The sequence below is a fragment of the Arthrobacter sp. G.S.26 genome, from assembly GCF_050847375.1.
Classification (GTDB): domain Bacteria; phylum Actinomycetota; class Actinomycetes; order Actinomycetales; family Micrococcaceae; genus Arthrobacter.
Genome location: NZ_CP193752.1, coordinates 3,320,629 through 3,344,346, shown reverse-complemented (window position 1 = coordinate 3,344,346; position 23,718 = coordinate 3,320,629). Strand labels below are relative to the sequence as shown.

At 66.9% G+C, this 23,718-nt stretch carries 24 protein-coding genes; 14 read left to right on the top strand and 10 right to left on the bottom strand.

The window, feature by feature from the left end:
* Positions 1-152: 152 nt before the first annotated feature.
* The 4 genes from ACRB8A_RS15380 to ACRB8A_RS15365 are packed head-to-tail and all read left to right on the top strand — an operon-like array spanning position 153 to position 5,057.
* Positions 153-1,424, top strand: coding sequence for an ABC transporter substrate-binding protein (locus ACRB8A_RS15380; RefSeq protein ID WP_050684445.1), 1,272 nt, complete (start codon positions 153-155; stop codon positions 1,422-1,424).
* Between the two features lie 5 nt (positions 1,425-1,429).
* Positions 1,430-2,368, top strand: coding sequence for a carbohydrate ABC transporter permease (locus ACRB8A_RS15375; protein WP_197273518.1), 939 nt, complete (start codon positions 1,430-1,432; stop codon positions 2,366-2,368).
* Positions 2,369-2,371: 3 nt separating this feature from the next.
* The gene (locus ACRB8A_RS15370; protein ID WP_432245047.1) at positions 2,372-3,295 is read left to right on the top strand and encodes a carbohydrate ABC transporter permease; all 924 of its coding nucleotides are present in this window, start codon (positions 2,372-2,374) and stop codon (positions 3,293-3,295) included.
* 40 nt (positions 3,296-3,335) lie between these two features.
* Complete coding sequence (locus ACRB8A_RS15365) at positions 3,336-5,057, top strand: hypothetical protein (RefSeq protein WP_432245046.1); 1,722 nt, start codon at positions 3,336-3,338, stop codon at positions 5,055-5,057.
* Here the strand turns inward: ACRB8A_RS15365 and ACRB8A_RS15360 are convergent.
* Positions 5,054-5,815 (bottom strand): CPBP family intramembrane glutamic endopeptidase, encoded by a 762-nt coding sequence (locus ACRB8A_RS15360; RefSeq protein ID WP_050684447.1) that lies wholly within the window; start codon positions 5,813-5,815, stop codon positions 5,054-5,056. The two genes, ACRB8A_RS15365 and ACRB8A_RS15360, sit on opposite strands and share 4 nt — an antisense overlap.
* Before the next feature lie 322 nt (positions 5,816-6,137).
* On the opposite strand from ACRB8A_RS15360, the gene ACRB8A_RS15355 reads away from it, so the two are divergent.
* A complete protein-coding gene (locus ACRB8A_RS15355; RefSeq protein WP_050684448.1) occupies positions 6,138-7,595 on the top strand; it encodes an amino acid permease in 1,458 nt (485 codons plus the stop codon).
* A 93-nt stretch (positions 7,596-7,688) separates the two neighbouring features.
* Here the strand turns inward: ACRB8A_RS15355 and ACRB8A_RS15350 are convergent, their stop codons facing one another.
* On the bottom strand, positions 7,689-8,420 hold the full coding sequence (locus ACRB8A_RS15350; RefSeq protein WP_432245045.1) for a dienelactone hydrolase family protein: 732 nt from the start codon (positions 8,418-8,420) through the stop codon (positions 7,689-7,691).
* Between the two features lie 200 nt (positions 8,421-8,620).
* Positions 8,621-8,797, bottom strand: coding sequence for a CsbD family protein (locus ACRB8A_RS15345; protein WP_050684450.1), 177 nt, complete (start codon positions 8,795-8,797; stop codon positions 8,621-8,623).
* A 132-nt stretch (positions 8,798-8,929) separates the two neighbouring features.
* Between ACRB8A_RS15345 and ACRB8A_RS15340 the strand changes: the two genes are divergently transcribed.
* The 5 genes from ACRB8A_RS15340 to ACRB8A_RS15320 all read left to right on the top strand — a co-directional run bounded on the left by ACRB8A_RS15340 (position 8,930) and on the right by ACRB8A_RS15320 (position 13,093).
* A complete protein-coding gene (locus ACRB8A_RS15340; protein WP_432245044.1) occupies positions 8,930-9,388 on the top strand; it encodes an SRPBCC family protein in 459 nt (152 codons plus the stop codon).
* Between the two features lie 77 nt (positions 9,389-9,465).
* The gene (locus ACRB8A_RS15335) at positions 9,466-10,065 is read left to right on the top strand and encodes a pentapeptide repeat-containing protein (RefSeq protein WP_285240487.1); all 600 of its coding nucleotides are present in this window, start codon (positions 9,466-9,468) and stop codon (positions 10,063-10,065) included.
* 129 nt (positions 10,066-10,194) lie between these two features.
* Positions 10,195-11,421: a thiolase family protein gene (locus tag ACRB8A_RS15330; RefSeq protein WP_050684478.1), complete on the top strand. Its 1,227-nt coding sequence runs from the start codon at positions 10,195-10,197 to the stop codon at positions 11,419-11,421.
* Positions 11,421-12,221, top strand: a complete 801-nt coding sequence (locus tag ACRB8A_RS15325) for an enoyl-CoA hydratase/isomerase family protein (protein WP_432245043.1) — start codon at positions 11,421-11,423, stop codon at positions 12,219-12,221. The genes ACRB8A_RS15330 and ACRB8A_RS15325 overlap by 1 nt, the downstream gene beginning before the upstream one ends.
* Positions 12,218-13,093 (top strand): 3-hydroxyacyl-CoA dehydrogenase family protein, encoded by an 876-nt coding sequence (locus ACRB8A_RS15320; protein WP_432245042.1) that lies wholly within the window; start codon positions 12,218-12,220, stop codon positions 13,091-13,093. Before ACRB8A_RS15325 ends, ACRB8A_RS15320 begins: the two co-directional genes overlap by 4 nt.
* A 10-nt stretch (positions 13,094-13,103) precedes the next feature.
* Here ACRB8A_RS15320 and ACRB8A_RS15315 read toward each other — a convergent pair whose 3' ends face one another.
* On the bottom strand, positions 13,104-13,337 hold the full coding sequence (locus ACRB8A_RS15315) for a DUF6480 family protein (protein ID WP_050684454.1): 234 nt from the start codon (positions 13,335-13,337) through the stop codon (positions 13,104-13,106).
* 72 nt (positions 13,338-13,409) lie between these two features.
* On the opposite strand from ACRB8A_RS15315, the gene ACRB8A_RS15310 reads away from it, so the two are divergent.
* On the top strand, positions 13,410-14,018 hold the full coding sequence (locus ACRB8A_RS15310) for a GNAT family N-acetyltransferase (RefSeq protein ID WP_050684455.1): 609 nt from the start codon (positions 13,410-13,412) through the stop codon (positions 14,016-14,018).
* A 7-nt stretch (positions 14,019-14,025) separates the two neighbouring features.
* On the opposite strand, the gene ACRB8A_RS15305 is transcribed toward ACRB8A_RS15310, so the two are convergent.
* Positions 14,026-14,943 (bottom strand): SGNH/GDSL hydrolase family protein, encoded by a 918-nt coding sequence (locus ACRB8A_RS15305; protein WP_432245041.1) that lies wholly within the window; start codon positions 14,941-14,943, stop codon positions 14,026-14,028.
* 134 nt (positions 14,944-15,077) lie between these two features.
* On the opposite strand from ACRB8A_RS15305, the gene ACRB8A_RS15300 reads away from it, so the two are divergent.
* Both ACRB8A_RS15300 and ACRB8A_RS15295 read left to right on the top strand, forming a co-directional pair.
* Positions 15,078-15,797, top strand: a complete 720-nt coding sequence (locus ACRB8A_RS15300) for a tyrosine-protein phosphatase (RefSeq protein ID WP_056596569.1) — start codon at positions 15,078-15,080, stop codon at positions 15,795-15,797.
* On the top strand, positions 15,794-17,968 hold the full coding sequence (locus ACRB8A_RS15295; RefSeq protein WP_432245040.1) for a S1 family peptidase: 2,175 nt from the start codon (positions 15,794-15,796) through the stop codon (positions 17,966-17,968). The genes ACRB8A_RS15300 and ACRB8A_RS15295 overlap by 4 nt, the downstream gene beginning before the upstream one ends.
* A 7-nt stretch (positions 17,969-17,975) precedes the next feature.
* Here ACRB8A_RS15295 and ACRB8A_RS15290 read toward each other — a convergent pair whose 3' ends face one another.
* Positions 17,976-18,410 carry a PaaI family thioesterase gene (locus ACRB8A_RS15290; protein WP_050684459.1) on the bottom strand — a complete coding sequence of 145 codons (435 nt, stop codon included), beginning with the start codon at positions 18,408-18,410 and terminating at the stop codon, positions 17,976-17,978.
* Between the two features lie 144 nt (positions 18,411-18,554).
* On the opposite strand from ACRB8A_RS15290, the gene paaZ reads away from it, so the two are divergent.
* Positions 18,555-20,666 (top strand): phenylacetic acid degradation bifunctional protein PaaZ, encoded by a 2,112-nt coding sequence (paaZ, locus tag ACRB8A_RS15285; RefSeq protein WP_056596574.1) that lies wholly within the window; start codon positions 18,555-18,557, stop codon positions 20,664-20,666.
* A gap of 108 nt (positions 20,667-20,774) precedes the next feature.
* Here the strand turns inward: paaZ and ACRB8A_RS15280 are convergent, their stop codons facing one another.
* The 4 genes from ACRB8A_RS15280 to ACRB8A_RS15265 all read right to left on the bottom strand — a co-directional run bounded on the left by ACRB8A_RS15280 (position 20,775) and on the right by ACRB8A_RS15265 (position 23,713).
* Complete coding sequence (locus tag ACRB8A_RS15280) at positions 20,775-21,068, bottom strand: hypothetical protein (RefSeq protein WP_050684461.1); 294 nt, start codon at positions 21,066-21,068, stop codon at positions 20,775-20,777.
* Positions 21,069-21,179: 111 nt separating this feature from the next.
* Positions 21,180-21,812, bottom strand: a complete 633-nt coding sequence (locus ACRB8A_RS15275; RefSeq protein ID WP_432245039.1) for a TetR/AcrR family transcriptional regulator — start codon at positions 21,810-21,812, stop codon at positions 21,180-21,182.
* A gap of 76 nt (positions 21,813-21,888) precedes the next feature.
* The gene (gene paaK / locus ACRB8A_RS15270; RefSeq protein WP_432245038.1) at positions 21,889-23,244 is read right to left on the bottom strand and encodes a phenylacetate--CoA ligase PaaK; all 1,356 of its coding nucleotides are present in this window, start codon (positions 23,242-23,244) and stop codon (positions 21,889-21,891) included.
* 7 nt (positions 23,245-23,251) lie between these two features.
* Positions 23,252-23,713 (bottom strand): hotdog fold thioesterase, encoded by a 462-nt coding sequence (locus tag ACRB8A_RS15265; RefSeq protein WP_432245037.1) that lies wholly within the window; start codon positions 23,711-23,713, stop codon positions 23,252-23,254.
* Positions 23,714-23,718 lie beyond the last annotated feature (5 nt).

The window sequence follows — 23,718 nt, the reverse complement described above, 5'->3', positions numbered from 1 at the left end:
ACGTTGGAAAGTACTCTTGACAATATGTCATGACATGGGTCACAGTTTACCAGGAAAGGCTTTTCCCCCGGCGGTGTTGCCGGTGGCGGACAAGCCTCCAGCCAAGGGCTACGAGCTGGCCCAGGAGCATTAGCGAGAGACAGGACAAGGCATTGTCAGAGAAGACAAGAATCTCCAGCATCACCCGCCGGCAGTTCGGCATGACGGCACTAGGACTCTCAGCCCTGGCAGCGGGCCTCTCGGCCTGCGGCAGTGGCGGCGGCTCCACCGACGGCGGCGCCAAGACCCTTCAGCTGGTCCTCTCCGGCGACACCAACCAGGGCGGCGCGTTCGCAGCCGCCGCGGCCAAGTACAAGGAAGCCACCGGCATCACCATCGAAGTGGTGGACGTCCCCACCGCGGACATCACCACCAAGCTCAAAAACGCGGCCACGGCCAACGACCTGCCGGCCCTGGCGCGGGTCACCAGCGTCGACCCGCTCTGGGTCAACCAGCTCCAGGACCTCACGGACATTGCCAAGTCCCACGGCATCAGCGAAAACTTCCTGCAGGAATCCCCGGACGGCATCATCCCCGCCATCCCGTCCGACCTCACGGCCGTGGGCCTGTTCGTCAACAAGAGCCTGTTCGAAAAGGCCGGCGTGGCGTTCCCCACCGAGATCGACAAAGCCTGGACCTGGGATGAGTTCATCGCGGCAGTCACCGAGGTGCGCGAGAAAGCCGGCGCCAAGTACGGCGTGGTGATGGACCGCTCCGGCCACCGCCTGCGCGCCATGATGTACGAGTTCGGCAGCACCGCCTTCGCCAAGGAGGGCGACAAGTACGCTGCGGACGACAAAGCCGTGGAAACCCTTGAGTACTTTGCCAAGATCAACGACGACAAAACCATGCCCAAGTCGGTCTGGCTCAGCGGCGAGGACGGCAACGCGATGTTCAAGTCCGGCCAGGTGGCCGCGTACTACTCCGGCAGCTGGCAGGTTGCGGACTTCAACAAAAACATCAAGGACTTCGAGTGGATGTCGGTGCCGCTGCCCAAGCAGCCGGTCAACGCCACCAACCTCGGCGGCGGCTTTATGGTCGCCTTCAAGGACACCGGTGCCGATGAGGAAGCCAAGAAGTTCATCGACTGGTTCTACGACGATGCCAACTACACCGAGTTCGCACAGCTGGGCGGCTACATCCCGGCCAAGGACCTCAAAGTGGAGTACCAGTTCCAGCAGCCGTCCTTCGACCTGTACCAGAAGCAGATCGCGGAGAACGATGCCAAGGGCGACAACGCCATCAAGCGTGTGGTCATGGAAGCCTACGCCGAGGCCCCGTTCTCGGGTGACCCGCTGCGTGAAGAGACTGTCAAGATGCTTTCCGGCAGCCAGGACGCCAAAACCACGGTGGAGAACATCGTGAAGCTCTACAACGGCGCCTGAGTTTCATGGCACAGCCAACCATCACCCCGGCCCCGGAGCAGGCTCCTGCCCCGGCAGTCCGGAGCAAGTCCCAGCAGAACCGCCGGAACCGCTACGTCCTGGCACCGCTGATCCTCCTGGGCGTCAACGTGGTCCTGTTCCTGGTGTTCTTCGTCTGGCCCGGAGCCCTGGGTTTGTTGTATTCCTTCACGGACTACCGGGGCGTTGGCAAGCTGAACTTCATCGGCCTGGCCAACTTCCAGAAGCTCTTCGCGGACAGTACCTTCTACGCTGCGCTGGGCCGGACGTTCGTTTACACCGTGCTCTCGGTGCCGCTGGTGTTTGTGTGTTCCCTCGGGGTGGCCTCGCTGCTGGTCAGCAAGGCCGTCCGGGGGCGCACCGCCGCCAAGATCATCATCTTCCTGCCCTGGCTGATCTCTCCCATCGTGGTGGGCGTCATCTGGAAGTGGCTGTTCGGCCAGGACTTCGGGTTTGTGAACTTCCTGATCACCAGCGCCGGCGGCAGCGCGGTGCCGTGGTCCAGCAATGGGAACCTGGCCCTGATGGTGGTGATCTTCGCCTCGGCCTGGGGCGGTACCGCCTTCAACATGCTGCTGTTCATCGCGGCCCTGAAAAACATCCCGGAGGCCCTGCTGGAGGCCGCCGAACTGGATGGGGCCAACGCGTGGCAGCGCTTCCGGAACGTCACGTTCCCGGGCATCGCGCCGACGTCGTTCATGGTCATCCTGCTCTCCACGATCGGCTCGATGAAGGAGTTCGCCATGATCCAGGCGCTGACCAACGGCGGCCCGGGCACGGAAAACACCCTGATCGTGCAGTACATCTACAAAACCGGCTTCGAGCAGTCGAAGGTGGGCTACGCCAGCGCCGCGTCGATGGTGCTGATGGTGGTCCTGCTGGCGATCGCGCTCATCCAGCTGCGGTTCAACCGGAAGAAGGCCTGACCCATGGCAACAGCTGCCAACCTCCCGCCCGCCGTGGCGGAAGAACCAGCCCTCGGCGCCGAACGGGCCGCTGCCCGGCCCCGTAACCGCAAACGGAAAAACAGCGAAGCCGGAGGCCGGACCTCCCTGCCGCTGACCGTGCTGATGTGGGTCATCGCCGCCCTCTACGCAATTCCGCTGCTCTGGTTCCTGCTGAGCTCCTTCAAGCCCGGCAGCGAACTGTTCAGCTACCCGCTGTCGCTGATCCCGCGGGAATGGACGTTCCAGGGCTTTGTGGACGCGTGGGAGCGGGTGGACTTCGCCCAGTACTTCCTGAACACGGCCACGGTGGCGATCGTCACCACCGTCCTGACCGTCTTCTTCAGCGCCTGCACCGGTTACGCGCTGGCCAAGTACAACAACAAGGGCACCCGGCTGTTTTTTGTGTGCATCCTGGCCACCACCATGCTGCCCACCGAGGTGATCCTGAACCCCACCTTCACGGTGATCCGGGACCTGGGCCTGTACAACTCGCTGGCCGGCATCATCGTCCCCTCCGTCATCACCGCCACCGGCGTGTTTATGTTCCGGCAGTTCTTCCTGACGGTTCCCGATGACCTGCTGCACTCGGCACGGATCGACGGCGCCAGCGAGCTGGCCATCTTCTTCCGGATCATGCTCCCGCTGTCCAGGCCCATCCTGTTCACCCTGGCCATCTTTTCCTTCCAGTGGCGCTGGAACGACTACATCTGGCCGCTGATCGTGCTCAACGATCCCAAGTGGTACACGCTCCAGGTGGCGCTGCGCAGCATTGTGGGCGCCGAGAACATCGACTGGCCGGTCCTGCTGGGCGCGTCCGTGATCTCCCTCCTGCCGCTGGTGCTGGTGTTTTTTGTGTTCCAGAAGTACGTGCTCAACGCCGACGTCAGCGCCGGCCTCAAGGACTGACCCCGTTCCGCCCCGGCGGGACCTCTGAAAGGTAAGCATTTTGCAGACAGTTGTTGCCGACGCCGGTTTCCTTACCCGGGTGGCAAAGGCGGCGGACGGTTTTGTGGCGGCAATGCTGGACACGGACGACGGCGGCGCGCAGGTTTTGGCGCACCGGCCCGCCATGTCCCGGCTGCTGGCGTTGCTGGCCGTCTACACGGAGCCCGGTTCCGCCTATCACGGCCAGGATTGGCTGGGTGCGGACATGGACGCCTGCCTGGCCCGGCTGGAACAGCTGCAGGGCCCCACGGGCCTGTTTGACGGCACCAACCTGTGCTCGCCGCCGGACTCCGCGTTCACCCTGAACGACGTGTGCCTGGCCCTGGGCCTGATCCGGGGCGGCGCGGCGGCAGCCGCCGATCCGTTGCTGGTGGGGGTGGCGGAGCGGCTGGGGGGCATCATCGCCCGGGCCACGGACGCCATGGTGGCCGGCGGCGTGCACACCCCCAACCACCGGTGGGAGCTCTGCGCCGCGCTGGCACAGATGAACCAGCTGCAGCCGCGGCCGGACATCGACCCCCGGATTGCGGAGTGGCTGGCCGAAGGGATCGACCAGCTGCCGGACGGCATGTACTCGGAGCGCAGCCCGCTGTACGCAACGGCGGTCACCAACCCTTCCCTGCTGGCCATCGCGGACAGCTCGGACCGGCCGGAACTGCTGGACCACGTCCGGGCCAACCTCACCGCGTTCCTGCCCTGGTTCAACCCGGACGGCACGGTGGAATCGGTGCACTCCCGCCGGCAGGACCAGTGGCAGGCCTTCGAAGCGGCCCCGTTCCTGCCCTTCTACCGCCGGCTCGCTGCCCAGGACGGGAACCCGGAGTTCGCGGCGGCCGCGGCCTGGCTGGAGGGCTTCCCGCTGCACGAACCGGCCAAGCTGCTGGCGCTGACCCGGCTGGATCCTTTGGTGGGCCAGGCGCTGGAGGCTGTGCCGGCGTCGGCCGCCGTTATGCCGCCGCCGCTGGTCCCGGCGGACGCTGCGCTGGAACGCTGCGGGGTGTTCCGGTTCCGGCAGGCCGGCGCCGTGACCACGGTGTTCGGCGGCTGCGACCACCAGGATCCCGGGGTGGTGTCAGGGCTGGCCACCAACCCCACCTTCCTGCGCTTCGCGGCGGGGGCGGCGGTCCTCTCCGGCGTGCGCCTTTCCCGCAGCTTCTTCGACCTGGGCCCGTTCCGCAGCCAGCACACCCGCCGCACGGGCAGCTCCGTCGCCCTGTCAGAGGAGCTGGCCGCGAACTTCTACTTGCCCCTGCCTGCCGCGAAACGCCGGGCGGACGGCATCTACGCGCTTGAACATGAGGGCCGGTTCAGCGCCGCCATGGACTTCAGCAGCCGCCCCACGGTGGTGCACCGGCTGTCCACCAGCGTGGATGTCAGCGTGGCCGGCGCCGCGACGGTTGTTGACGTGGCCTTTGACGGCACGGACACCGCCTACGCCCTGGAACTGACCTTCGCACCCGGTGGCGGGCTGGAGGGCGTGGTGCCGCTGGATGAACCGGACACCTACCAGCTGGTGGCGGAGACGGGCCGGTACCGGGTGGGGACGGACGTCATCGAGTTCGGCCCTGGCCTTGCCGCCGATCCCGATTCCCCGGCGGCATACAACCCCGGCGAAAGCTACCGGTACCTCGCGGGCACCAACGCCGCAGCAGGGGTGAAGGTGTTTATCACCGGGCGCACCATCGGCACCCGCCGCTTCACGTTCCGGGCAGCGGGCGCCTAGGCCTGCAGCTGCTGCATCTGCTCAAAGAGTTCGGGCGGGATGGCGTACAGGAACACCACTGCCAGCAGGTTCTTCGCCGCGTGGACGAAGTAGGAAAACATCAGGTTCTTCCCGGTCCACACATAGACGAACACCAGGGTTGCGCCCATGGCCAGGTAGGGGAGCAGGGCGGTGAGGGTGATGGCTTCCCGGCCGGCGATGTGCAGCGCGGCGAACAGCACCACGGACAGGGCGCAGCAGAGCCAGATGTTCAGCCGCCGGCTCAGCTTGCCGATCAGCAGGTGCCGGAAGATGAACTCCTCCACGAACGGGCCGGCCACCACCAGCAGCGGCACCATCAGCCACGCGGGCACCTGCTGCATCAGCCGCTGCAGCCCGGCCTGGTTGACGGACGTCTGGACCTCACCGCCCAGCGCCACCAGCACAGCCGTCAGGATCATCATCACGATCACGCCCGCAGGCACCATCAGCACCGTGAACCAGGGCCGCGTGGCCAGCACGCGGAGGTCCCGGCCCACCACCTTCCGCGCCGCCAGGAACGCCAGGATGCCCACCGAGGCGTAGAACAGCAGGTTCAAAGCGTAGGAGGCCGCTGCGGGTGACGGCGACAGCTGCGCCACCAGCGGGGCCAGGAACTCCCCGGCCAGGGCGAAGATCCCCGCGAAGCCGATGTAGAGAATCACGGCGGCATAATCCAGGCGGGAGAAGCGGTACAGCTGCGGCTGCAGGGCAGGGGAAATCCGGTGGGCGGTGGCCATGGTTTCAGCCTAGTCTCCCCTCCCGTTGCCCTATCACTTATGGCTCCCATTGGGCCCTTTTAGCGACCATAAGTGATAGGGCAACGGGGGGAGGTCGGGGTACAGGGGCGGGGCGGGGCGGATCCGGTACTGCAGACACCGGAAGTGTTGTGCGCGTCACGTGGCACCCTTCGCGTCTTGTACGATGGACGAGCCGCGCGAAGCTTCGGCTGTGCGAAGGATCATGGATGTAATCGGTTGCCCCCGGGGCTAAACACCGAATTATGTGATCTGGATCATTCGCCCCCGGATGCGGCCAACCCCCAACCTACAAGGAATCGTTGTGCCTCAAAGTACCCCCTCAGATCTTAAGAACACCCCGGCCGCGGCCACGTCTGACCCGTCCCTCAGCGCCGAGGGATACAGCAAAACGCTGGGCCGCCGCCACGTCACCATGATCGCCATGGGCGGCGCGATCGGCGTCGGCCTCTTTATGGGAGCCGGCGGCCGCCTCGCCTCCACCGGCCCCGCCCTGATCTTCTCCTACGCCATTGCCGGCGTCATCGCCTACCTGCTGATGCGGGCCCTCGGCGAACTCATCATGTACCGGCAGACCTCAGGCTCGTTCGTCAGCTACGCCGGCGAAATGTTCGGCCGCAAGGGCGCCTATGTGTCCGGCTGGATGTACTTCATCAACTGGGGCATGACGGGCATCGCGGAACTGATCGCAATCGGCCTGTACTTCCAGTTCTTCTTCCCCAACGTCCCTGTGGAGGTCAGCGCCATTGCCGCGCTCCTGCTCCTGGTGGCCGTGAACCTGCTCAGCGTCAAGGCGTTCGGCGAGTTCGAATTCTGGGCCTCCTGCCTCAAGGTGGGCGCCATCCTGATCTTCCTGGCAGTGGGCACCTTCATGGTGGTCACCAACGCCAAGGTGGGTGACGGCAACGCCTCGGTGAACAACCTCTTCGCTGCTGAAGGCGGCATGTTCCCGAAGGGCGCCCTGGTGATGGTGCTTGTCCTGAACGCCGTGATCTTCGCCTACAACGGCATCGAACTGGTCGGCATCACCGCAGGCGAGATGCAGAACCCAAAGCGCGAAGTGCCCAAGGCCATCCGCGCCGTTGTGCTCCGCATCGTGGTGTTCTACGTCGGTTCTGTAACCCTGCTGGCCATGCTGCTTCCCTCCGACCAGTACGTGGCCGGGACCTCACCGTTCGTCACCGTGTTCGGCCAGATGGGCCTGGGCTGGGTGGGCGATGTGATGAACATGATCGTCATCACCGCGGCCCTGTCCTCCTGCAACTCCGGCCTGTACTCGATCGGCCGGGTCTTCCGCACCATGGCCAACAACGGCCACGCCCCGCAGTGGCTCACCAAGATGTCCTCCCGCCACGTCCCGTACGCCGCCATCCTGGCCATCGCGGCGTTCTACCTGGTGGGCATCCTGCTGAACATCTGGCTGGGCGGCTCCTACGCCTTCGACCTCGCCCTGAACACCGCCTCGATCGGCGTGATCTTCACCTGGGGCGCCATCTTCGCCAGCCAGATCGCGCTGCGCCACCGCAAGGGCGTCACCTCCAGCCTGCCCATGCCCGGTTCGCCGTGGACCAGCTGGGCCGGGCTGGTGGCACTGCTGGTGATTGTGGTCCTGATCGGCTTCGACACCATGACCAACAAGGGCGGTGAGGTCTTCTACCTGGGCCTCTGGACCCTGGCGACCATCCCGTTCTTCGCCCTGGTGCTGTGGCTCGGCTGGCAGAAGGTCAGGAACAACGCACCGAAGAACGAGCTCTACAGCTAGGAATTCTTCGGCAGCCGCCAGGCTGGTTGGAAACGTACGACGGCGGGACGCCCCTAGGGTGCCCCGCCGTCCGGCGTTTAACGGGAGAGCCCGTCAGGGCGCCGTCGTTTTGAGGTGGCGGGCGAAGTGGTCCTCAATCCGCTGCCAGGCTTCCGGTGCAGACTCCGGATCCGGCCCGATCCCCAGCACCCGCATCAGCGGCCGCAGGACGGCGGGCCCGGCCTCGGATTCGTTGAGGAACGCATGGCCGGCGTGGGGAAACTCCTTGACGTCGTTTTCGATCCCCAGATCATCAAGGACGGTTTCCAGCCTGGCGGCGGCACCCTTGAGGGTTTTGTCCCGGGCACCGTAATTGGCCACGATGGGGCAGGCGTCACGGAGGGCCTCCTCCGGCCGGCCCGGTAGCTTGCCGTAGTTGACCGCCGCGGCGTCAAACCCGTCGTGGGCCGCCAGGAGGGCAAAGCCGCCGCCCATGCAGAAGCCGATCACGCCCGTCCTGCCGGTGCTGTCCGAGGCGCCGGCCAGCCAGGCGCGCGCCACGGAAATGTCCGTAAACGCCGTGCCGTGGCCGCTGACCAGGCTTTGCATCGTTGCCACCAGGCAGCGCCTGCGGCCGTCGCTGAAAAGGTCGACGGCGAGGGTCAGGTACCCCGCCCGGGCCAGCCGGTCCGCGTGGCCCATTGAGTTCGCGTCCAGGCCGAATGCCTCGTGGATCATCACCACGGCGGGGAACGGGCCCGGCCCCGGGGGCGTGGCCAGATAGCCGCGCAGGTTGGTGGAACCGCCGGCAACTGCGCTTTCGGCGCTAAGGTCAATGAAGGTCATGGGGCAAGGCTAGCGGCGGCTGCCGGCAACAGGCCGCAGGGCTGGCTGTGCGGAATGGACTCGCCGGCTGGAATCCCTGGCTGCTGCGTCCGCACAGCAGAACGGCGGCGGATCCCGTGGGATCCGCCGCCGTCTATGCGCTGCGTTCCAGCAATGCAGCTGGCTACCCGAAGGCGGTGCCCGGCTGCCTCAGCCTGAACCTAGTTGCGCTTGAATTCGTCCTTGACGCTTTCGCCGACCTTCTTTGCGTCGGCCTTGACCTGGTCAGCCTGGCCTTCGGCTTTGAGCTTGTCATTGTCGGTTGCGTTTCCTGCAGCTTCCTTGGCTTTTCCGCCCATGTCTTCCGCTGCGTTGCTGATCTTGTCTCCGAGGCCCATGCTGGTTGCCACCTTTCGTTGCGTTGATCAAATACTGCATTTTCACCATAACACGAAGCTTGCTTACTAAATCAAGCTGGACCGGACTTTCCCTGCCTGTAAGTTGTCGGCGGCCACGGCTAGGCTCGAAGCATGGACCAAAGCACAAACGTCACCCGGCACATCCAGGCAACACCTGACCAGGTCTGGGCCGTGATCACGGACATTCCCGGCTCGGCCACCACACTGTCCGGCGTCGAAGCTGTCCAGCCGCTCACGGACGGTCCTTACGGCGAGGGAACACGCTGGAAGGAGACCCGGAAAATGATGGGCCGGTCCGAGACCGTTGAGATGTGGGTGGCCCAAGTGGAGCCGACCCGCAGCACCACCGTCAAAGCGGAGCAGGGCGGTGCCGACTACAGCACCCGGTTCAGCCTGGCACCACGCGAGGGCGGCACTGACCTCACTGTCACCTTCGGCACCCACGTGGACAACCCTTCGGCGGCCATGCGCGTGATGTTGGCCGTGTTCGGCAAGGTCGGGCTGGCCATCACCCGCAAGGCCCTCGCCAAGGATCTCGCGGACATTGCGGCCAAAGCGGAGTCGCTTTAGTGGCGGCCACCCGGGCACGTGCCCCCAAGGTCGCCGCGCCGCAGCTCTCCCGGGCACTCCTGGCGGGCGTGGACCTGATGGACCTGGAGTCGGCGGGATTCCACAGCGGCGAACGGTATGACGGTGTCCGGTTCCACCGGGCAGCAGCGGACGGTCTGAACCTGGGCGGTGCTGATTTTTCCGAATGCGAGTTCCAGGGCATCTCCTTCAACGACACCCAGCTCCGCGGCGCCACCTTCCGTGACTGCATCATCGGCGAGCTGTACGCCCCCGTGTTCCGGGCCGCCCGGAGCGCCTGGCGGGACGTCGAGGTCCGGAACCCCCGGCTGGGGTCCGCGGAACTCTACGAAAGCGGCTGGCAGTCGGTCCATATCGATGGCGGCAAGCTGGACTTCCTCAACCTGCGCGGCGCCAAACTCACCGACGTCCTGATCAGCGACTGCATCATCAACGAACTGGACCTTGGGTCGGCCACCGGAACGCGGGTGGCACTGAAAAACTGCACCATCGGCACCCTTGACGTCAGCGGCGCAAAGCTCAAGGACGTTGACCTCCGCGGGACCGAATTCCGGTCCATCAGCGGGCTCGGCAGCCTGGCAGGTGTGGTGGTGGACGAGTACCAGTTAAGCCTCCTGGCGCCGTTGCTGGCGGCGCACCTGGGGTTGACGGTCCTGTAACGCCCCGGCTGGGGCGCTTCGCAACGACGGGTGCCCCGTGTACTATTTACAGAACGAACGGTCGGTAAGTGGTTTTCCGCGTTGCCGGGCGCCGATGACAGTGCTGTTGATCGCGTGAAGGGTGTTTCCATGGCTGCAACCGCAGGTCCGCAGGCTTTCCTTGTTGGCGGGGTACGAACCCCGGTGGGCCGGTACGGCGGCGCGCTGTCAGCCGTCCGCCCCGACGACCTGGCGGCCCTGGTGGTCCGCGAGGCGGTGGCCCGGGCCGGGCTCGATCCGGACAGCATCGACGAGGTCATCCTGGGCAACGCCAACGGCGCCGGTGAGGAAAACCGGAACGTGGCCCGGATGGCCACCGTCCTGGCCGGGCTGCCCCTCCACATTCCCGGTATCACTGTCAACAGGCTCTGCGCCTCGGGGCTGAGCGCCATCATCCAGGCCAGCCACATGATCAAGTCAGGCGCCGCGGACATCGTGATCGCCGGCGGGGTGGAGTCCATGAGCCGGGCGCCGTGGGTCCAGGAGAAGCCAGCCGCCGCCTTCGCCAAACCCGGCCAGATTTTCGATACCTCCATCGGGTGGCGGTTTGTGAACCCGGAGTTCCAAAAGGGACCGCTGTCCAGGGATGGCAAAATGACGTTTTCCATGCCGGAGACCGGCGAGGAAGTGGCCCGCGTGGACGGCATCACCCGCGAAGAAGCGGACGCCTTTGCCGTCCGCTCGCACGCGCTGGCGCTGGACGCCATTGCCGCCGGCCGCTTCAAGGACGAAATCGTGCCCGTGACGGTGGCTACCAGGAAATCGGAGACCGTGGTGGATACCGATGAAGGCCCCCGGGCCGGTACCACCATGGACGTCCTGGCCGGGCTGCGGCCTGTGGTCCGCGGCGGCAGCGTGGTCACCGCTGGAAACTCCTCCACCCTGAACGACGGTGCATCCGCCATCATTGTGGCCTCGGAAGAAGCCATCAAAAAGCTGGGCCTGGTCCCGCGTGCCCGCATCGTCGACGGCGCGTCGGCCGGCTGCGAACCGGAAATCATGGGCATCGGCCCGGTGCCCGCCACCCGCAAGGTCCTGGCGCGGAGCGGGCGCACCATCGGTGAGGTTGCCGCCGTCGAACTTAATGAGGCCTTTGCCACCCAGTCCCTGGCCAGCATCCGCCGCCTGGGCCTTGACCCGGACATTGTGAACCGCGACGGCGGCGCCATCGCCCTGGGCCACCCGCTTGGTTCCAGCGGCTCCAGGATCGCCATCACCCTGCTGGGCCGGATGGAGCGCGAAGATGCGGCGCTGGGCCTGGCCACCATGTGCATCGGTGTGGGCCAGGGCACCGCCCTGCTGTTGGAGAAAGTCTGATGCCGGGCGCCGTGGACCTGGCCGCCGAAACCTTCTCCGCCCTGCTGGTGGAGGAATGCGCCGACCGGGTGGTGGTGCTGCTCAACCGGCCGGAGGTCCGTAACGCCATAGACCAGCAGATGGTCGACGAGCTGCACGTGGTGTGTACGGCACTGGAACAGACCCCGCGGATCCTCGTCATCGCCGGTACTGACGGTGTTTTTGCATCCGGCGCCGACATCAGGCAGTTGCGGGAACGGCGGCGGGACGATGCGCTGCAGGGCATCAACTCCACAATCTTCATCAGGATTGCCAAGCTGCCCATGCCGGTCATCGCCGCGCTGGACGGCTACTGCCTGGGCGGCGGCGCGGAGCTGGCCTACGCCGCCGACTTCCGGATCGGCACGCCGTCAGTGCAGATCGGCAACCCGGAAACCGGGCTGGGAATCCTCGCCGCTGCGGGGGCCGGCTGGCGCCTCAAGGAGCTGGTGGGGGAGCCGGTGGCCAAGCAGATCCTGCTGGCCGGACGGGTCCTCGGCGCCGAGGAGGCCCTGGCCGTCAATCTCATTTCCGGGATCCATGACACGGCGGACCTGATGGCCGCCGCCCACAGCCTGGCGGACCGGATCGGACGGCAGGACCCGCTGGCCGTGCGGATCACCAAGCAGGTGTTCCACGCCCCGGCTGAAGCCCACCCCCTCATCGACCAGCTGGCCCAGGGCATCCTCTTCGAATCGCAGGCGAAGTTCGACAGGATGCAGGCCTTCCTGGACACCAAAGCTGCCCGGGGTACCCAGCCCGGCGGAAAGAAGGACTCATGACCAACCCCCAGCTTTCCCCCGGCCTGCCGGGGTCCATCGGTGTCCTGGGCGGCGGCCGCATGGGCGCCGGCATCGCCCACGCGTTCCTGGTCAAGGGTGCGGACGTGGTGGTGGTGGAGCGCGACGCCGAGGCTGCCGCCGCCGCCCGCGACAGGGTCCTGTCCGCCGCGGCCAAGAGTGTTGAACGCGGCGCAGTGACGGCCTCCGTGGATGACCTCGCGGCGCGCCTGGAGGTGGTCACCGGCTACGGCGCGTTCGCGGGACGGGAACTGGTGGTGGAGGCAGTTCCGGAGGACTGGGAACTGAAGGTCGCGGCGCTCCGGGGGATCGAGGAGCAGTTGACCGCCGGTGCGTGCATCGCCTCAAACACGTCCTCGCTGTCCGTGACCGGGCTGGCCAACGAACTGAAGCGGCCCGAGGACTTTTTGGGCCTGCACTTCTTCAACCCCGTCCCGGCCTCCACCCTCATCGAGGTGGTCCTGGGCGAACGGACCTCCGCCGGGCTTGCCGCCGCAGCGCGGAACTGGGTGGCAGCGCTGGGGAAGACTGCTGTTGTGGTCAACGACGCGCCGGGGTTCGCGTCCTCCCGCCTGGGGGTGGCCATTGCCCTGGAGGCAATGCGGATGGTGGAAGAGGGGGTCGCCTCTGCCGAAGACATCGATGCGGCAATGGTCCTGGGCTACAAGCACCCCACCGGACCGCTGCGGACCACGGACATTGTGGGCCTTGACGTGCGGTTGGGCATTGCCGAATACCTGCACTCCACCCTGGGGGAGCGCTTCGCCCCGCCGCAGATCCTGCGGGACAAGGTGGCCCGCGGCGAACTGGGCCGCAAGACCGGCCGCGGGTTCTTCGACTGGCCCACCCAGTAACGCGTTCCGGCTAGTCGAAAAAGCCCACGATGTAGCCGATGAAGTAGAGCAGGAACAGCACCACGCCGGCACCGATGGCACCCACCCAGAAAATCTGCTGGCCCTTGCCGGAGCCTTTCTGGCGCGGTTCCGACGTTCCAGCCACCGAGCCTTCGCCCGGCGGTGTTTCGCCCGGTGGAACGCCGCCGCCGGGTTCCAGGCCTGTGATCTTGTCGTCCTCGGGGTCCGGATTGGTACCTGACACGTCAACTCCCTCGCTCGCGGTCCTGCTGTCCCCACACTAACGGGCAGCGGAGTGTGGGCCTAGGCTGATGCAGTGACTTTTATGAACCCCGTAACCTTGACCGGCCGCCGCGTGATCCTGGAACCGCTGGCGCCGGAACACCATGACGGCCTGGTGGACGCAGCCGCGGACGGCGAACTGTGGCGTCTCTGGTACACCTCGGTGCCCACCCCGGAGGGCATGGCAGCCGAAATCCGGCGCCGGCTGGACCTCCAGGAGCAGGGCAGCATGCTGCCGTTCACCACGAGGCTGGCGGACCCGGCCACCGGCGGTCCGGGCCAGGTCATCGGGATGACCACCTACATGAACATCGACGCCGCAACACCGCGGGTGGAGATTGGCTCCACCTGGAACGCGGCGTCCTCGCAGGGCACCGGCACCAACCCGGAGTCCAAGCTGCTCCTGCTGGAACACGCGTTCGAGGCGCTCGGCTGCCCGGCCGTGGAGTTCCGCACGCACTGGCTGAACCACCAGTCACGCGAAGCGATTGCACGGTTGGGCGCCAAGCAGGACGGCGTGCTCCGGAACCACTCGCGGACCTCGGACGGGATACTCCGCGACACCGTGGTGTTCTCCATCCTGGAGCACGAGTGGCCCATGGTCCGCGCCGGGCTTGAGTACCGGCTGGCCCGGCGCGGGTAGGGGGCGGCTACCTCCGTGCGAGCTGTGCCGGTTTGACTGCCCCCATGATCGCTGAGGCGTAGGCACGATGCCCGGCCTGGTTCGGGTGGAAGTTGTAGTCCGCAGTGGGCAGGGCAAGATTCAGTTGCAGCCATGGGTCCGCGGAGTTGACCTGGTGTCCTGCGAACCGTGCCGTCATATCGACGTACTGTGCGTTGGCGTGGAAGGCAGTGTTGGCGGTGTTCACGGCTGCTTCGATCGTTGTATTCAGCCGGATGGTCGCCCCATTCATCAGCTGCTGGTTTTCTGCTGGAATGGGAGCAAAGGGGCTGGCCGGATCAAAAAGGAACGGATAGCCCAGGACTGCAATCCTCGCGTTTGGTGCTGCCGCATGGATGGCAGCGTAAGTCTGGGCAAGGCCGGCCTGGAGCAAACCGAGGTTAGTGGGCGACGTGAGGTAGTCCAAGGTGCCGGCGCAGACAGCCGCGGGCTGGGTGGCGCAGACTCCAAGGGCGTAGGAGAAGCCCACATCGTTGGCTCCGGCGGTGATGCTGACCAGTTCAGTATCCGCGGAGATCGCCCCCATGGAGGCCAGGGACGCGAGTTGCTCCTGCACTGTGGGAGTTACAATGACGCGGTCATAGAAGGGGCTGGCCTGTGACAGGACCGCTCCATGGCAGGCACCGTTGGCCACGAGGTTTACCCGGCCCGTTTTTCCCACCACGTCCACGTAGCCCGGATTGCTCTGCCAGCAAGCCACCCCCGCGGGGCGTAAGGCTAAGCCGGCGCCTGTGCCTGCCGTGTATGAGTCGCCCAGCGCAACATAGTCCGCCTGCGGAGGCGGCGCTGCCTGAGCAGGGATTGCCGTGAAACCGAGTGCCATTGCCATGGTGGCAAGGACGGCCGCAAAGGCCCCCCGCCGCCGTCGTAAAGCCAAAATTGCCATGATGTTCTCCTTTGAACAACAGCCTTCATACGTGGCGGGCGGTGGGCTCGCAAGTGACACCGTACGCCTGATTGCGCCGCAGGTCACCGGCTGGTGTGCACGAAGTGCCTCCCGGGCTGTGATTAGCTTTCGGAATGAGGAATTCGGGCAGGTCCGTCGTCTGGGATGGCGCCGTTAATGCGTGGCACGTAACGGGCGGAGTGTTCCGCATGGGGCGCCGGGAATGGCTCACCGCGGCAGGCTGGCAGCAGGCGCACGACGACGGCATCCGCACCGTGGTGGACCTCCGCAACGCTGCGGAGGTGCGCCGCCGGGACACGGACCCTTCCGTTGTGCCCGCCGACCTGCACGGCATCACTGTGGTCGCGGCGCCCACCGAAGTGCCCGGCGACCCCGACTTTGCGGCCGTCTGCGGTCCTTACTTGAACAACCCCGCCTATTACGCGGACAACGCCCGGCTGTTCCCGGACAAGCTGGTGGATGTCTTCCGGGCGCTCGCGGCAGCCGCGGACAGGGGTGCGGTGGTGCTCCACTGCGCGGCCGGCCGGGACCGCAGCGGCATGGTCGCCGCAATGGTCCAGGACCTCGCCGGCGACACAGACGCGGAGATTGCGCAGGGATACCGGCAGGCGGCGCGCGGCATCAACGAGCGCTACCGGACCCACGGACCGCCCCATGACCGCGAACGCTACCTCGACGAAGCAGAGCTGGCGCCGCTCCTGGCCGCCCGCGGCGCGCTGGTGGTGCAGTTTGTCCGTGAGCTCGACACCCGGGCGTTTCTCCTGCGGCACGGTTTAACGCCCGATGAACTTACAGCGGTCCAGTCCCTGGCCGGAGCGGGAGTGGCGAAATGAAATCAGTTATCAACAGGCAGTTCCTGCCGCTGGCCGCGGCGGCAGCGCTGGTGGCGTCGTCGGCGTGGCTTGCAGCACCCGCGTGGGGCACACCGGCTGCCCCCTCTGCGGAAGACTCATCTTCTGCACCAGCCCCCGCCGGACCGGCGGAAAGCGACCTCACCACGGCGGTCCAGCGGGACCTTGGCCTGACGCCGGCGGAGTTTTCCGCCGCCGGCCAGCTGGGATCCGACGCTGCCGACATCGAGGCTGCCCTTCGGAACGTGCCGGGCTTCACCGCCCTGCAGGTTGTGGACGGCCGCATCGTCGTATCCGGGGACGGGCCCGGGCTGGCCGCGGCAGTGGCTGGATTGGCACTGGACACTCCGGTGGACCTGGCAGTGGATTCCGGTGAGCGTGCCGCCGTTGAGGCCGCCGCCCAGGCCACCGAGCCCTCCGTCGGTGACGGGGCCGCCGCCGAGGCGGCGGCTGACGCGGCTGCCGGCAGCCAAACTGCTGCCAGCACGGAGCAGCTGTTCCAGGACTACGTCAGCCAGGTGGGACCCGCAGGCCTGCAGGCAGTGGTGGCGTCCGGCGCCGGATTTGTCATCAGGACGGGCGGCATCAATCAGCCCGAGGCCGCTGATGCCGCTGCCGAGGGACAACCCGGAGCTCCCGGTGTTACTGCCGGCACTGAACGCGGCAAGCTGTCGCCGGCACGGTTCGTCTCCCGGTTCACCAACGTTAAACTCGACGCCGGGCCGCCCCTGGCCGCGGAAGCGGACGTGCTGGGCGGTACCGGGTTCTTTTCGGACCAGGGCGTGACCTGCTCCACCGGGTTCTCCGTGTTTAGCCCGGACGGCCTGCCGGCGGTCCTCACCGCCGGCCATTGTTCCACTGACGGCGCCGCCCGGACCGCAACCCTTGAGCCCCGCGGCCCGGCCGCTGCGCTGCTGGGGACCTTCGGTTTCAGCCAGTTCGGTGGCGCCGGCAACTCCAGGATCATCGAAAACCCAGACGACGCCGAGAACCCGGGCAACGTGGGCGCAGACATCTCGGTGGTGGCCCACCTCCAGAAAGGCATGGACCCCGTGCCGGCAGCCAGCACCTGGGCTGATGCTTCCGCGCCGGGCCCGGACGTGAAGATCATCGGCCAGGCCAACCCGGTGGTGGGCATGCCCGTGTGCCGCTCCGGCCGGACGTCGGCGTGGTCCTGCGGCAGCGTGGATGAGGTGGGCATCTTTGTGGTGCCGGGCCCCGGCTCCTGGGCTGATCCCGGCGACCTGCGGGCATTCCACGGCTTCCTGTCCTACGGCATCGAATCCAGTGGCGGCGACTCCGGCGGGCCCTACCTCAGCGGCAACTACGCGGTGGGCACCCATTCCGCCGGCGACGCCCCGGATGCTGCGGGCAACGTGGTCCGGAATTTTGCCGTTGCGTCCACCCTTGCCGACAACCTGAAGGTGCTGCCCGGTTACGGCCTTGAGGTATTCCTCAACAAGCCCGCCGTCACCGCGCCCGCCGCCGGCAAAAACTACACTGCCGGCCAGCCCGTCACCGGCACCGTCCCGGCGGCACCGGCATCAGCCGTGGCAGCCGGATCGAAGGTCCGCGTCACTGTCCGCGGGGAAGCCCCTGTTGATGTTCCGGTCGACGCCGGCGGGAACTGGAGCTTCGAGGTCCCCGCAGGGTTTACCGGGAAGCTGCGGTTCACCGCCGAGACCGTCAACGGGTTCAGCACGTCCGGCCCGGCCAGCTTCAGTTTCGCGGCTCCGCCTGCTGTCCCGGCTGTCCCTGCCGTGCCGGCTGTCCCGGCCCAACCTGCTGCGCCCGTCAAACCGGCGCCTGTTCCCGTGAAACCGGCGGCTCCCGTCGAAGCCAAGCCGGACCCGCTGCCCATCGTGGTGGCGCCGGCCGCTGCCGACCCAGCCACAACCGCCCCAGCCACCGCTGACCCCACCGGCGCCGCGGGGGGCCCGGCCGCCGTCGTCCAGCCGCCGTCGGACACCCCCGCTGACCTGGCCATCACGGGCGTTGGTGGCAACGGCAGCACGGCGGGGCCCACAGGTGCTGCGCTTGCCAACACGGGCGCCGCCGTCGCCGGAATGGTGTGGATCGGGCTGGGCACCGGTCTGGCCGGCGCCTTCCTGCTGATCCTGGTGGGGCGCGGAAGGAAGCCGGCAACGCGGTAAAGCGCCGTTACCTGCGGTCCAGCAGCAGGTTGGTGATGCGGAGGGTGCAGAGCCGCTGGCCGGCATCGTTGGTGATGAGCACTTCGTGGGTGGTGAGGGTGCCGCCCAGGTGGATGGGCGTGGCGGTGATGGTGATTACGCCTTCCCGGGCCGAGCGGTGATGCGTGGCCGACACGTCCACACCCACGGCGGTCTTGCCCAGGGTGCTCGCGTGGATGACCGCCGCCCAGGAGCCCACTGCCTCGCCTACGGCCAGTGACGCCCCGCCGTGCAGCAGGCCGAACGACTGCCGGTTCCCCGCAACGGGCATGGTGGCCACAACGCGCTGCACGGATTCCTCGACAATCCTGACCCCCATCTTCTCGTCCAGTTCACCCAGCGTGATCTTCCACAGCTCCGGACCGGCCGCTGCCTCAGTCCCGGTGGTGGATGCGTCGCCCATGAACTCTCCTTCTGATGGCTGCAGCCGGCCGTTGCCTGCTGATGTGCGCCGCCGCACATTCATGTAGTCTACCTATATTACCGAACGGACGGTCAGTAATGATCGCCGTCAAGTCTGCCCCCTTGCCGGAAGGACCCGTCAACGATGACCACCACAGCCACAGCCCCACAGGCTCCCGCCAACACCGTGGAAACAGTCCCCAGCTTCGTCAAGGACTCCTGGTGGACCCCCGGCCCGGACGCCGACGGCGCCGCAGTCCCCGTCCGCGACGCCAGCACCGGGGAAATCCTGGCCAACGTCAGCACGGCTGGTCTGGACCTGGCCGCCGTCGTGGATTACGGCCGCACCACCGGCCAGGCCGAACTGGGCAGGCTCACCTTCCACCAGCGCGCACTCAAGCTCAAGGAACTGGCGCAGTACCTGAACGCCCGCCGCGAGCACTTCTACGGCTTCTCCGCCCAGAGCGGCGCCACCAAAATCGACTCCATGATCGACATCGACGGCGGAATCGGCGTCCTGTTCACCTTCGGCTCCAAGGGCCGGCGCGAACTGCCCAACTCGCAGGTGGTGGTGGACGGGCCCATGGAGGTGCTGTCCAAGGACGGCTCATTCGTCGGCGAGCACATCTATACCCGCATCCCCGGCGTCGCCGTGCAGATCAACGCCTTCAACTTTCCGGTCTGGGGCATGCTGGAGAAGCTGGCCCCCGCCTTCCTGGCCGGGGTCCCCACCATCGTCAAGCCCGCCACCCCCACAGGCTATGTTGCCGCTTCCGTGGTGAAGGCCATCATCGAATCCAACATCCTGCCCAAGGGTTCCCTCCAGCTGATTTCCGGCTCGGTCCGGGGCCTCCTGGACGTTTTGGACTACCGCGACCTCGTGGCGTTCACCGGCTCCGCCTCCACGGCGCTGTCCCTGAAATCGCACCCCAATGTGGTGGAAGGCGGGGTCCGGTTCACCTCCGAGACCGACTCCCTTAATGCCGCCATCCTGGGCCCCGACGCCGTTCCGGGCACCCCCGAGTTCGACGCGTTCATCAAGTCCGTGGTCACCGAGATGACCGTCAAGGCCGGCCAGAAATGCACGTCCATCCGCCGGACCATCGTCCCGGCGGACCTGGTGCAGCCAGTTATTGCGGCGATCGGAAAGCGTGTGGAGGAGCGCGTGGTCCTTGGTGACCCCCGCGCGGAGGGCGTCACCATGGGCGCCCTCGCCTCCGTGGAGCAGCTCGCGGATGTCCGCGCCGCTGTGCAGTCAATGCTCGACGCCGGCGGTGAACTGGCGTACGGAACGCTCGATTCGCCGTCGGTCATCTCCACGGACGGCACCACGGGCGTGGTGGAGGCCGGCGCGTTTATGTCGCCCGTGGTTCTGAGCTGGGACGACGCTGAAACCGAAGCCATCCATTCGCTGGAGGCCTTTGGCCCGGTGGCGTCAGTGATCGGGTACAAGGACCTGCCCGACGCCGTCCGCCTCGCCGCCCGCGGTGGCGGCTCCCTTGTGGCGACTGTGTGCACCAACGATCCGGCTGTGGCACGGGAACTGGTCACCGGCATCGCCGCCCACCACGGCCGCGTCCTGATGCTCAACCGCGAAGACGCCAGGTCCTCCACCGGACATGGCTCACCGGTGCCACATCTGGTCCACGGCGGTCCCGGCCGGGCCGGCGGCGGTGAAGAACTGGGCGGCATCCGCTCGGTCATGCACCACATGCAACGCACTGCCATCCAGGGCTCACCGAACATGCTCACCGCTGTCACCGGCGTCTGGCATGCCGGCGCGGACCGCAACTTCACCGTGGACACCGAAGGAACGCACCCCTTCCGGAAGGATCTGGCGTCGCTGCGGATCGGCGACGCCGTCCGCTCCGACCTGCGCCAGGTCACCCTCGAGGACATCACGGCCTTCGCCAATTCCACGGGGGATACGTTCTACGCGCACACCAACCAGGAAGCGGCGGAAGCGAACCCGTTTTTCCCGGGCATCGTGGCGCACGGCTACCTGCTCCTGGCATGGGCCGCCGGACTCTTTGTTGAGCCGGCCCCGGGCCCCGTCCTGGCCAACTACGGCCTGGAAAACCTCCGGTTCATCACGCCGGTCGCCGCCGGCGACTCCATCCGCGTGACGCTCACAGCCAAGAAAATCACCCCGCGCGAGACGGACGAGTACGGCGAGGTGGCCTGGGATGCCGTCCTCACCAACCAGGACGACGAAACCGTGGCCACCTACGACGTCCTGACCCTCGTGGCGAAGTAGCCCCGCACCCCCGTTGCGCTATCACTTTTGGTCCCCAAACCCAGGGTTTGGGGAGCAAAAGTGATAGCGCAACGGGGGTTTTGGGGTTTTGGCGGGGCCTTTAGGGAATCAGGACTCGGCGCCGTCGTGGGTGCCGTCGTCGCTGCTGTCCTCTTCGGCGGCCGTGGCCGTCTGGTCCGACAGGTCCAGGTTTCCGCGGGCCTCGTCGATGGAGGGCTCGTCCGCAGGCACGCTGTAGGTGTCCGGGCGGATGCCGTGGGCCTGTTCCTCGATCAGGGCCTGCTCTTCGCTGAAACGGATGGCGTTGGCCTCGTCGCCTGAATCGCCGGCGATGTCCTCGCGGAGTTTCGACGGGTCCGGGACGATGAATCCGGCAGCTGCTTCTTCCTTGGGGTGGCTCATTTTTGTACCTTCCGTTCGGGTTCGTCATTCCACCGTAGTCCGGGCACAGGGGATTACCAAGCACGCTTAGCATCGCGTGGCCCGCGCAAGGGGGCTGGACGAACCGAAAGGTCAGGGCTGGGCGTGCAGGCCGTCGAAGGCCATGGTGATGATGTTGTCCGCCAGCCGCTCGGGGGAGAGTGGGCCGCCGGGTTTGTACCATTCCACGATCGAGTTGATCATGCCGAAGACCAGGCGGCTGACGGTGCGCGGATCGATGTCGTCACGAAGCGAGCCCTCGTCGCGCGCAGCGGAAATCAGGCCGGCCACCTTGTGGTCGAACGTTCGCCGCCGTTCCAGGGCGTCCCGTTCGATTTCGGTGTTGCCGCGGAGCCGCAGCAGCAGCGTAACGAACGGCAACCGGTTCACCAGCACCGAAACAGTCTGGCGGAGGACAAACTCCAGCCGGGCATCGGCGGCCCCGGACGCGGCCTCCGGCTGTTCCAGGATGGCTTCCAGGCCGCCCAGCGCGTGGTCCAGGGCAAGCTTGAGGAGGTCGCCCTTGGACGGCACATGGTGGTAGATCGCGGACTTGGAAATGCCCAGGTTCTCAGCCAGGATGCCCATGGACGTGGCGTCGTAGCCGTGCCTGTTGAAGACGTCGACGGCGATGCGCAGCACCGATTGCTGGTCATAGCCGGGCCGGCCGCGTTTGGTGCCCGCGGGCGGGCCGGCCGTGCTGGATGCTTCAGTGGTGCTGGACATAGACGCTAGTTTCTCATGAACGGTCGGTTGGTCCGGGCCGGCAGGGCTGCCGGCCCGGGCGGGTCGCTCCGGCCAGCTATACCTTGGGCCGCAGGTCGTAGATCCGCCGCAGTTTGCCGTTGGACCGCTCAAGCGCGCCCGGCTCCACGATGTCCACCGCGCATGAAGAACCCACGTGGATCTTGATCTGCTCCCGCAAGGTGCGGGCCGCCGTCGTGCCCTGCTCCTGCGTGACCGTCTCACGGCGCTCGATCCGGACCGTCAACTGGTCCATGCGCTGGCCTTCAGGGCGGGTGAGCTCGAGCTGGAAGTGCGGGCTGAGCTCGGGGATGCGGAGGGCGATTTCCTCGATCTGCGACGGGAAGAGGTTCACGCCGCGCAGGATGATCATGTCGTCGCTGCGGCCGGTGATGCGGCCCATGCGGCGGTGCGCCGGGCGGGCGGTGCCGGGCAGGAGGCGGGTGAGGTCCTTGGTGCGGTAGCGGATGATGGGCAGGGCTTCCTTGGTGAGCGAGGTGAAGACGAGTTCGCCGTGCTCGCCGTCGCCCAGTACGTTTTCCTTGCCGGCCAGCGGGTTGAAGGGGTCGATGATCTCCGGCCGGAAGTGGTCCTCCCAAATGTGGCTGCCGTCCTGCGTTTCCACGGCCTCGCCGGCGACGCCCGGGCCCATCACCTCGGACAGGCCGTAAATGTCGCAGGCCTTGATGTCCATGGTGACCTCGAGCTCGTGCCGCATTTCCTGGGTCCAGGGCTCGGCGCCCAGCACCGCGAACTTCAGCGACGTCGAGGTGGGGTCGATGCCCATGTGCGCCATGGCGTCGGCGATGGTCAGCAGGTACGTGGGGGTGGCCAGGATCGCGTCCGGCTGGAAGTCCTGGATGAGCTGGATCTGGCGTTCGGTTTGGCCGCCGGACATGGGGATCACGGTGCAGCCGAGTGCTTCCGCGCCGGCGTGGGCGCCCAGGCCGCCGGTGAACAGCCCGTAGCCGTAGGCGTTGTGCACCTTCATGCCGGGGCGGATGCCGGCGGCACGGAAGCTGCGGGCCACCAGTTTGGCCCAGTCGGCCAGGTCCTGTTTGGTGTAGCCGACGACGGTGGGCCGGCCCGTGGTGCCCGAGCTCGCGTGGATGCGGGCTACTTCGCGCTGCGGCACCGCGAACATTCCGAACGGGTATTCGGCGCGGAGGTCATCCTTGGTGGTGAACGGGAAGTTGCCCAGGTCGCTGAGTTCGCGGAGGTCGGCGGGGTGGATGCCGGCGTCGTCAAACTTGCGCTTGTAGAGCGGCACGCGGTCGTAGGCGTACGCGACGGTGTGCTGCAGGCGGCTGAGCTGCAGGGCTTCCAGTTCGTCGCGGGAGATGGTTTCCTCGCGGTCCAGGTCGGCGTCTGTGCCTGTTGGGGAAACGGGTGTTTCGGGGGCGTGCAGGGTCATGGCGTTCCTACTTCCTGGGGATGGTGCGGCTGCGGCCGCGGAACTCGGCAATGAGTTCGCCTGGGGCGCCGGGGATGGTGTCTGCGGCTGCGTCTGCGGCGAACACCTGGATGTCGTAGATGCCGCTGCGCCCCGCGCTGGAGCGGAGGCTGGCTGCTGCGGTGATGACCTGGCCCTGGTAGGCGGGCTTGAGGAAGTTGATGTCGACGCCGGACGCTACGGTGATGGTGTTTTCCGCACCGTGCGCCGGGTTGGCCGGGTTGCAGGCCAGGGCGAAGGCGGAGTCGGCGAAGGCGAAGATCATTCCGCCGTGGGCCATCCCGAAGCCGTTGAGCATTTCCTGCCGGAGGGTCATCCGGATGGTGGCGTGGCCGTCGCCCACGGCGAGGACCTCGATGCCCATCCAGGCGGAGGCGTGGTCGTTCGCCAGGATGGGATGGGGGAGCCCGGACAGTGTTGTTTCAGCCATGCGTC

Excerpts from the sequence above, each read along its gene's own strand:
- paaZ (WP_056596574.1), top strand. The coding sequence starts at position 18,555 with ATGACCACCACAGCCACAGCCCCACAGGCTCCCGCCAACACCGTGGAA.
- ACRB8A_RS15360 (WP_050684447.1), bottom strand. The coding sequence starts at position 5,815 with ATGGCCACCGCCCACCGGATTTCCCCTGCCCTGCAGCCGCAGCTGTAC.
- ACRB8A_RS15350 (WP_432245045.1), bottom strand. The coding sequence starts at position 8,420 with ATGACCTTCATTGACCTTAGCGCCGAAAGCGCAGTTGCCGGCGGTTCC.
- ACRB8A_RS15305 (WP_432245041.1), bottom strand. The coding sequence starts at position 14,943 with ATGGCAATTTTGGCTTTACGACGGCGGCGGGGGGCCTTTGCGGCCGTC.
- ACRB8A_RS15330 (WP_050684478.1), top strand. The coding sequence starts at position 10,195 with ATGGCTGCAACCGCAGGTCCGCAGGCTTTCCTTGTTGGCGGGGTACGA.
- ACRB8A_RS15280 (WP_050684461.1), bottom strand. The coding sequence starts at position 21,068 with ATGAGCCACCCCAAGGAAGAAGCAGCTGCCGGATTCATCGTCCCGGAC.
- ACRB8A_RS15320 (WP_432245042.1), top strand. The coding sequence starts at position 12,218 with ATGACCAACCCCCAGCTTTCCCCCGGCCTGCCGGGGTCCATCGGTGTC.
- ACRB8A_RS15370 (WP_432245047.1), top strand. The coding sequence starts at position 2,372 with ATGGCAACAGCTGCCAACCTCCCGCCCGCCGTGGCGGAAGAACCAGCC.
- ACRB8A_RS15340 (WP_432245044.1), top strand. The coding sequence starts at position 8,930 with ATGGACCAAAGCACAAACGTCACCCGGCACATCCAGGCAACACCTGAC.
- ACRB8A_RS15290 (WP_050684459.1), bottom strand. The coding sequence starts at position 18,410 with ATGGGCGACGCATCCACCACCGGGACTGAGGCAGCGGCCGGTCCGGAG.
- ACRB8A_RS15345 (WP_050684450.1), bottom strand. The coding sequence starts at position 8,797 with ATGGGCCTCGGAGACAAGATCAGCAACGCAGCGGAAGACATGGGCGGA.
- ACRB8A_RS15295 (WP_432245040.1), top strand. The coding sequence starts at position 15,794 with ATGAAATCAGTTATCAACAGGCAGTTCCTGCCGCTGGCCGCGGCGGCA.
- paaK (WP_432245038.1), bottom strand. The coding sequence starts at position 23,244 with ATGACCCTGCACGCCCCCGAAACACCCGTTTCCCCAACAGGCACAGAC.
- ACRB8A_RS15265 (WP_432245037.1), bottom strand. The coding sequence starts at position 23,713 with ATGGCTGAAACAACACTGTCCGGGCTCCCCCATCCCATCCTGGCGAAC.
- ACRB8A_RS15375 (WP_197273518.1), top strand. The coding sequence starts at position 1,430 with ATGGCACAGCCAACCATCACCCCGGCCCCGGAGCAGGCTCCTGCCCCG.
- ACRB8A_RS15325 (WP_432245043.1), top strand. The coding sequence starts at position 11,421 with ATGCCGGGCGCCGTGGACCTGGCCGCCGAAACCTTCTCCGCCCTGCTG.
- ACRB8A_RS15335 (WP_285240487.1), top strand. The coding sequence starts at position 9,466 with ATGGACCTGGAGTCGGCGGGATTCCACAGCGGCGAACGGTATGACGGT.
- ACRB8A_RS15275 (WP_432245039.1), bottom strand. The coding sequence starts at position 21,812 with ATGTCCAGCACCACTGAAGCATCCAGCACGGCCGGCCCGCCCGCGGGC.
- ACRB8A_RS15300 (WP_056596569.1), top strand. The coding sequence starts at position 15,078 with ATGAGGAATTCGGGCAGGTCCGTCGTCTGGGATGGCGCCGTTAATGCG.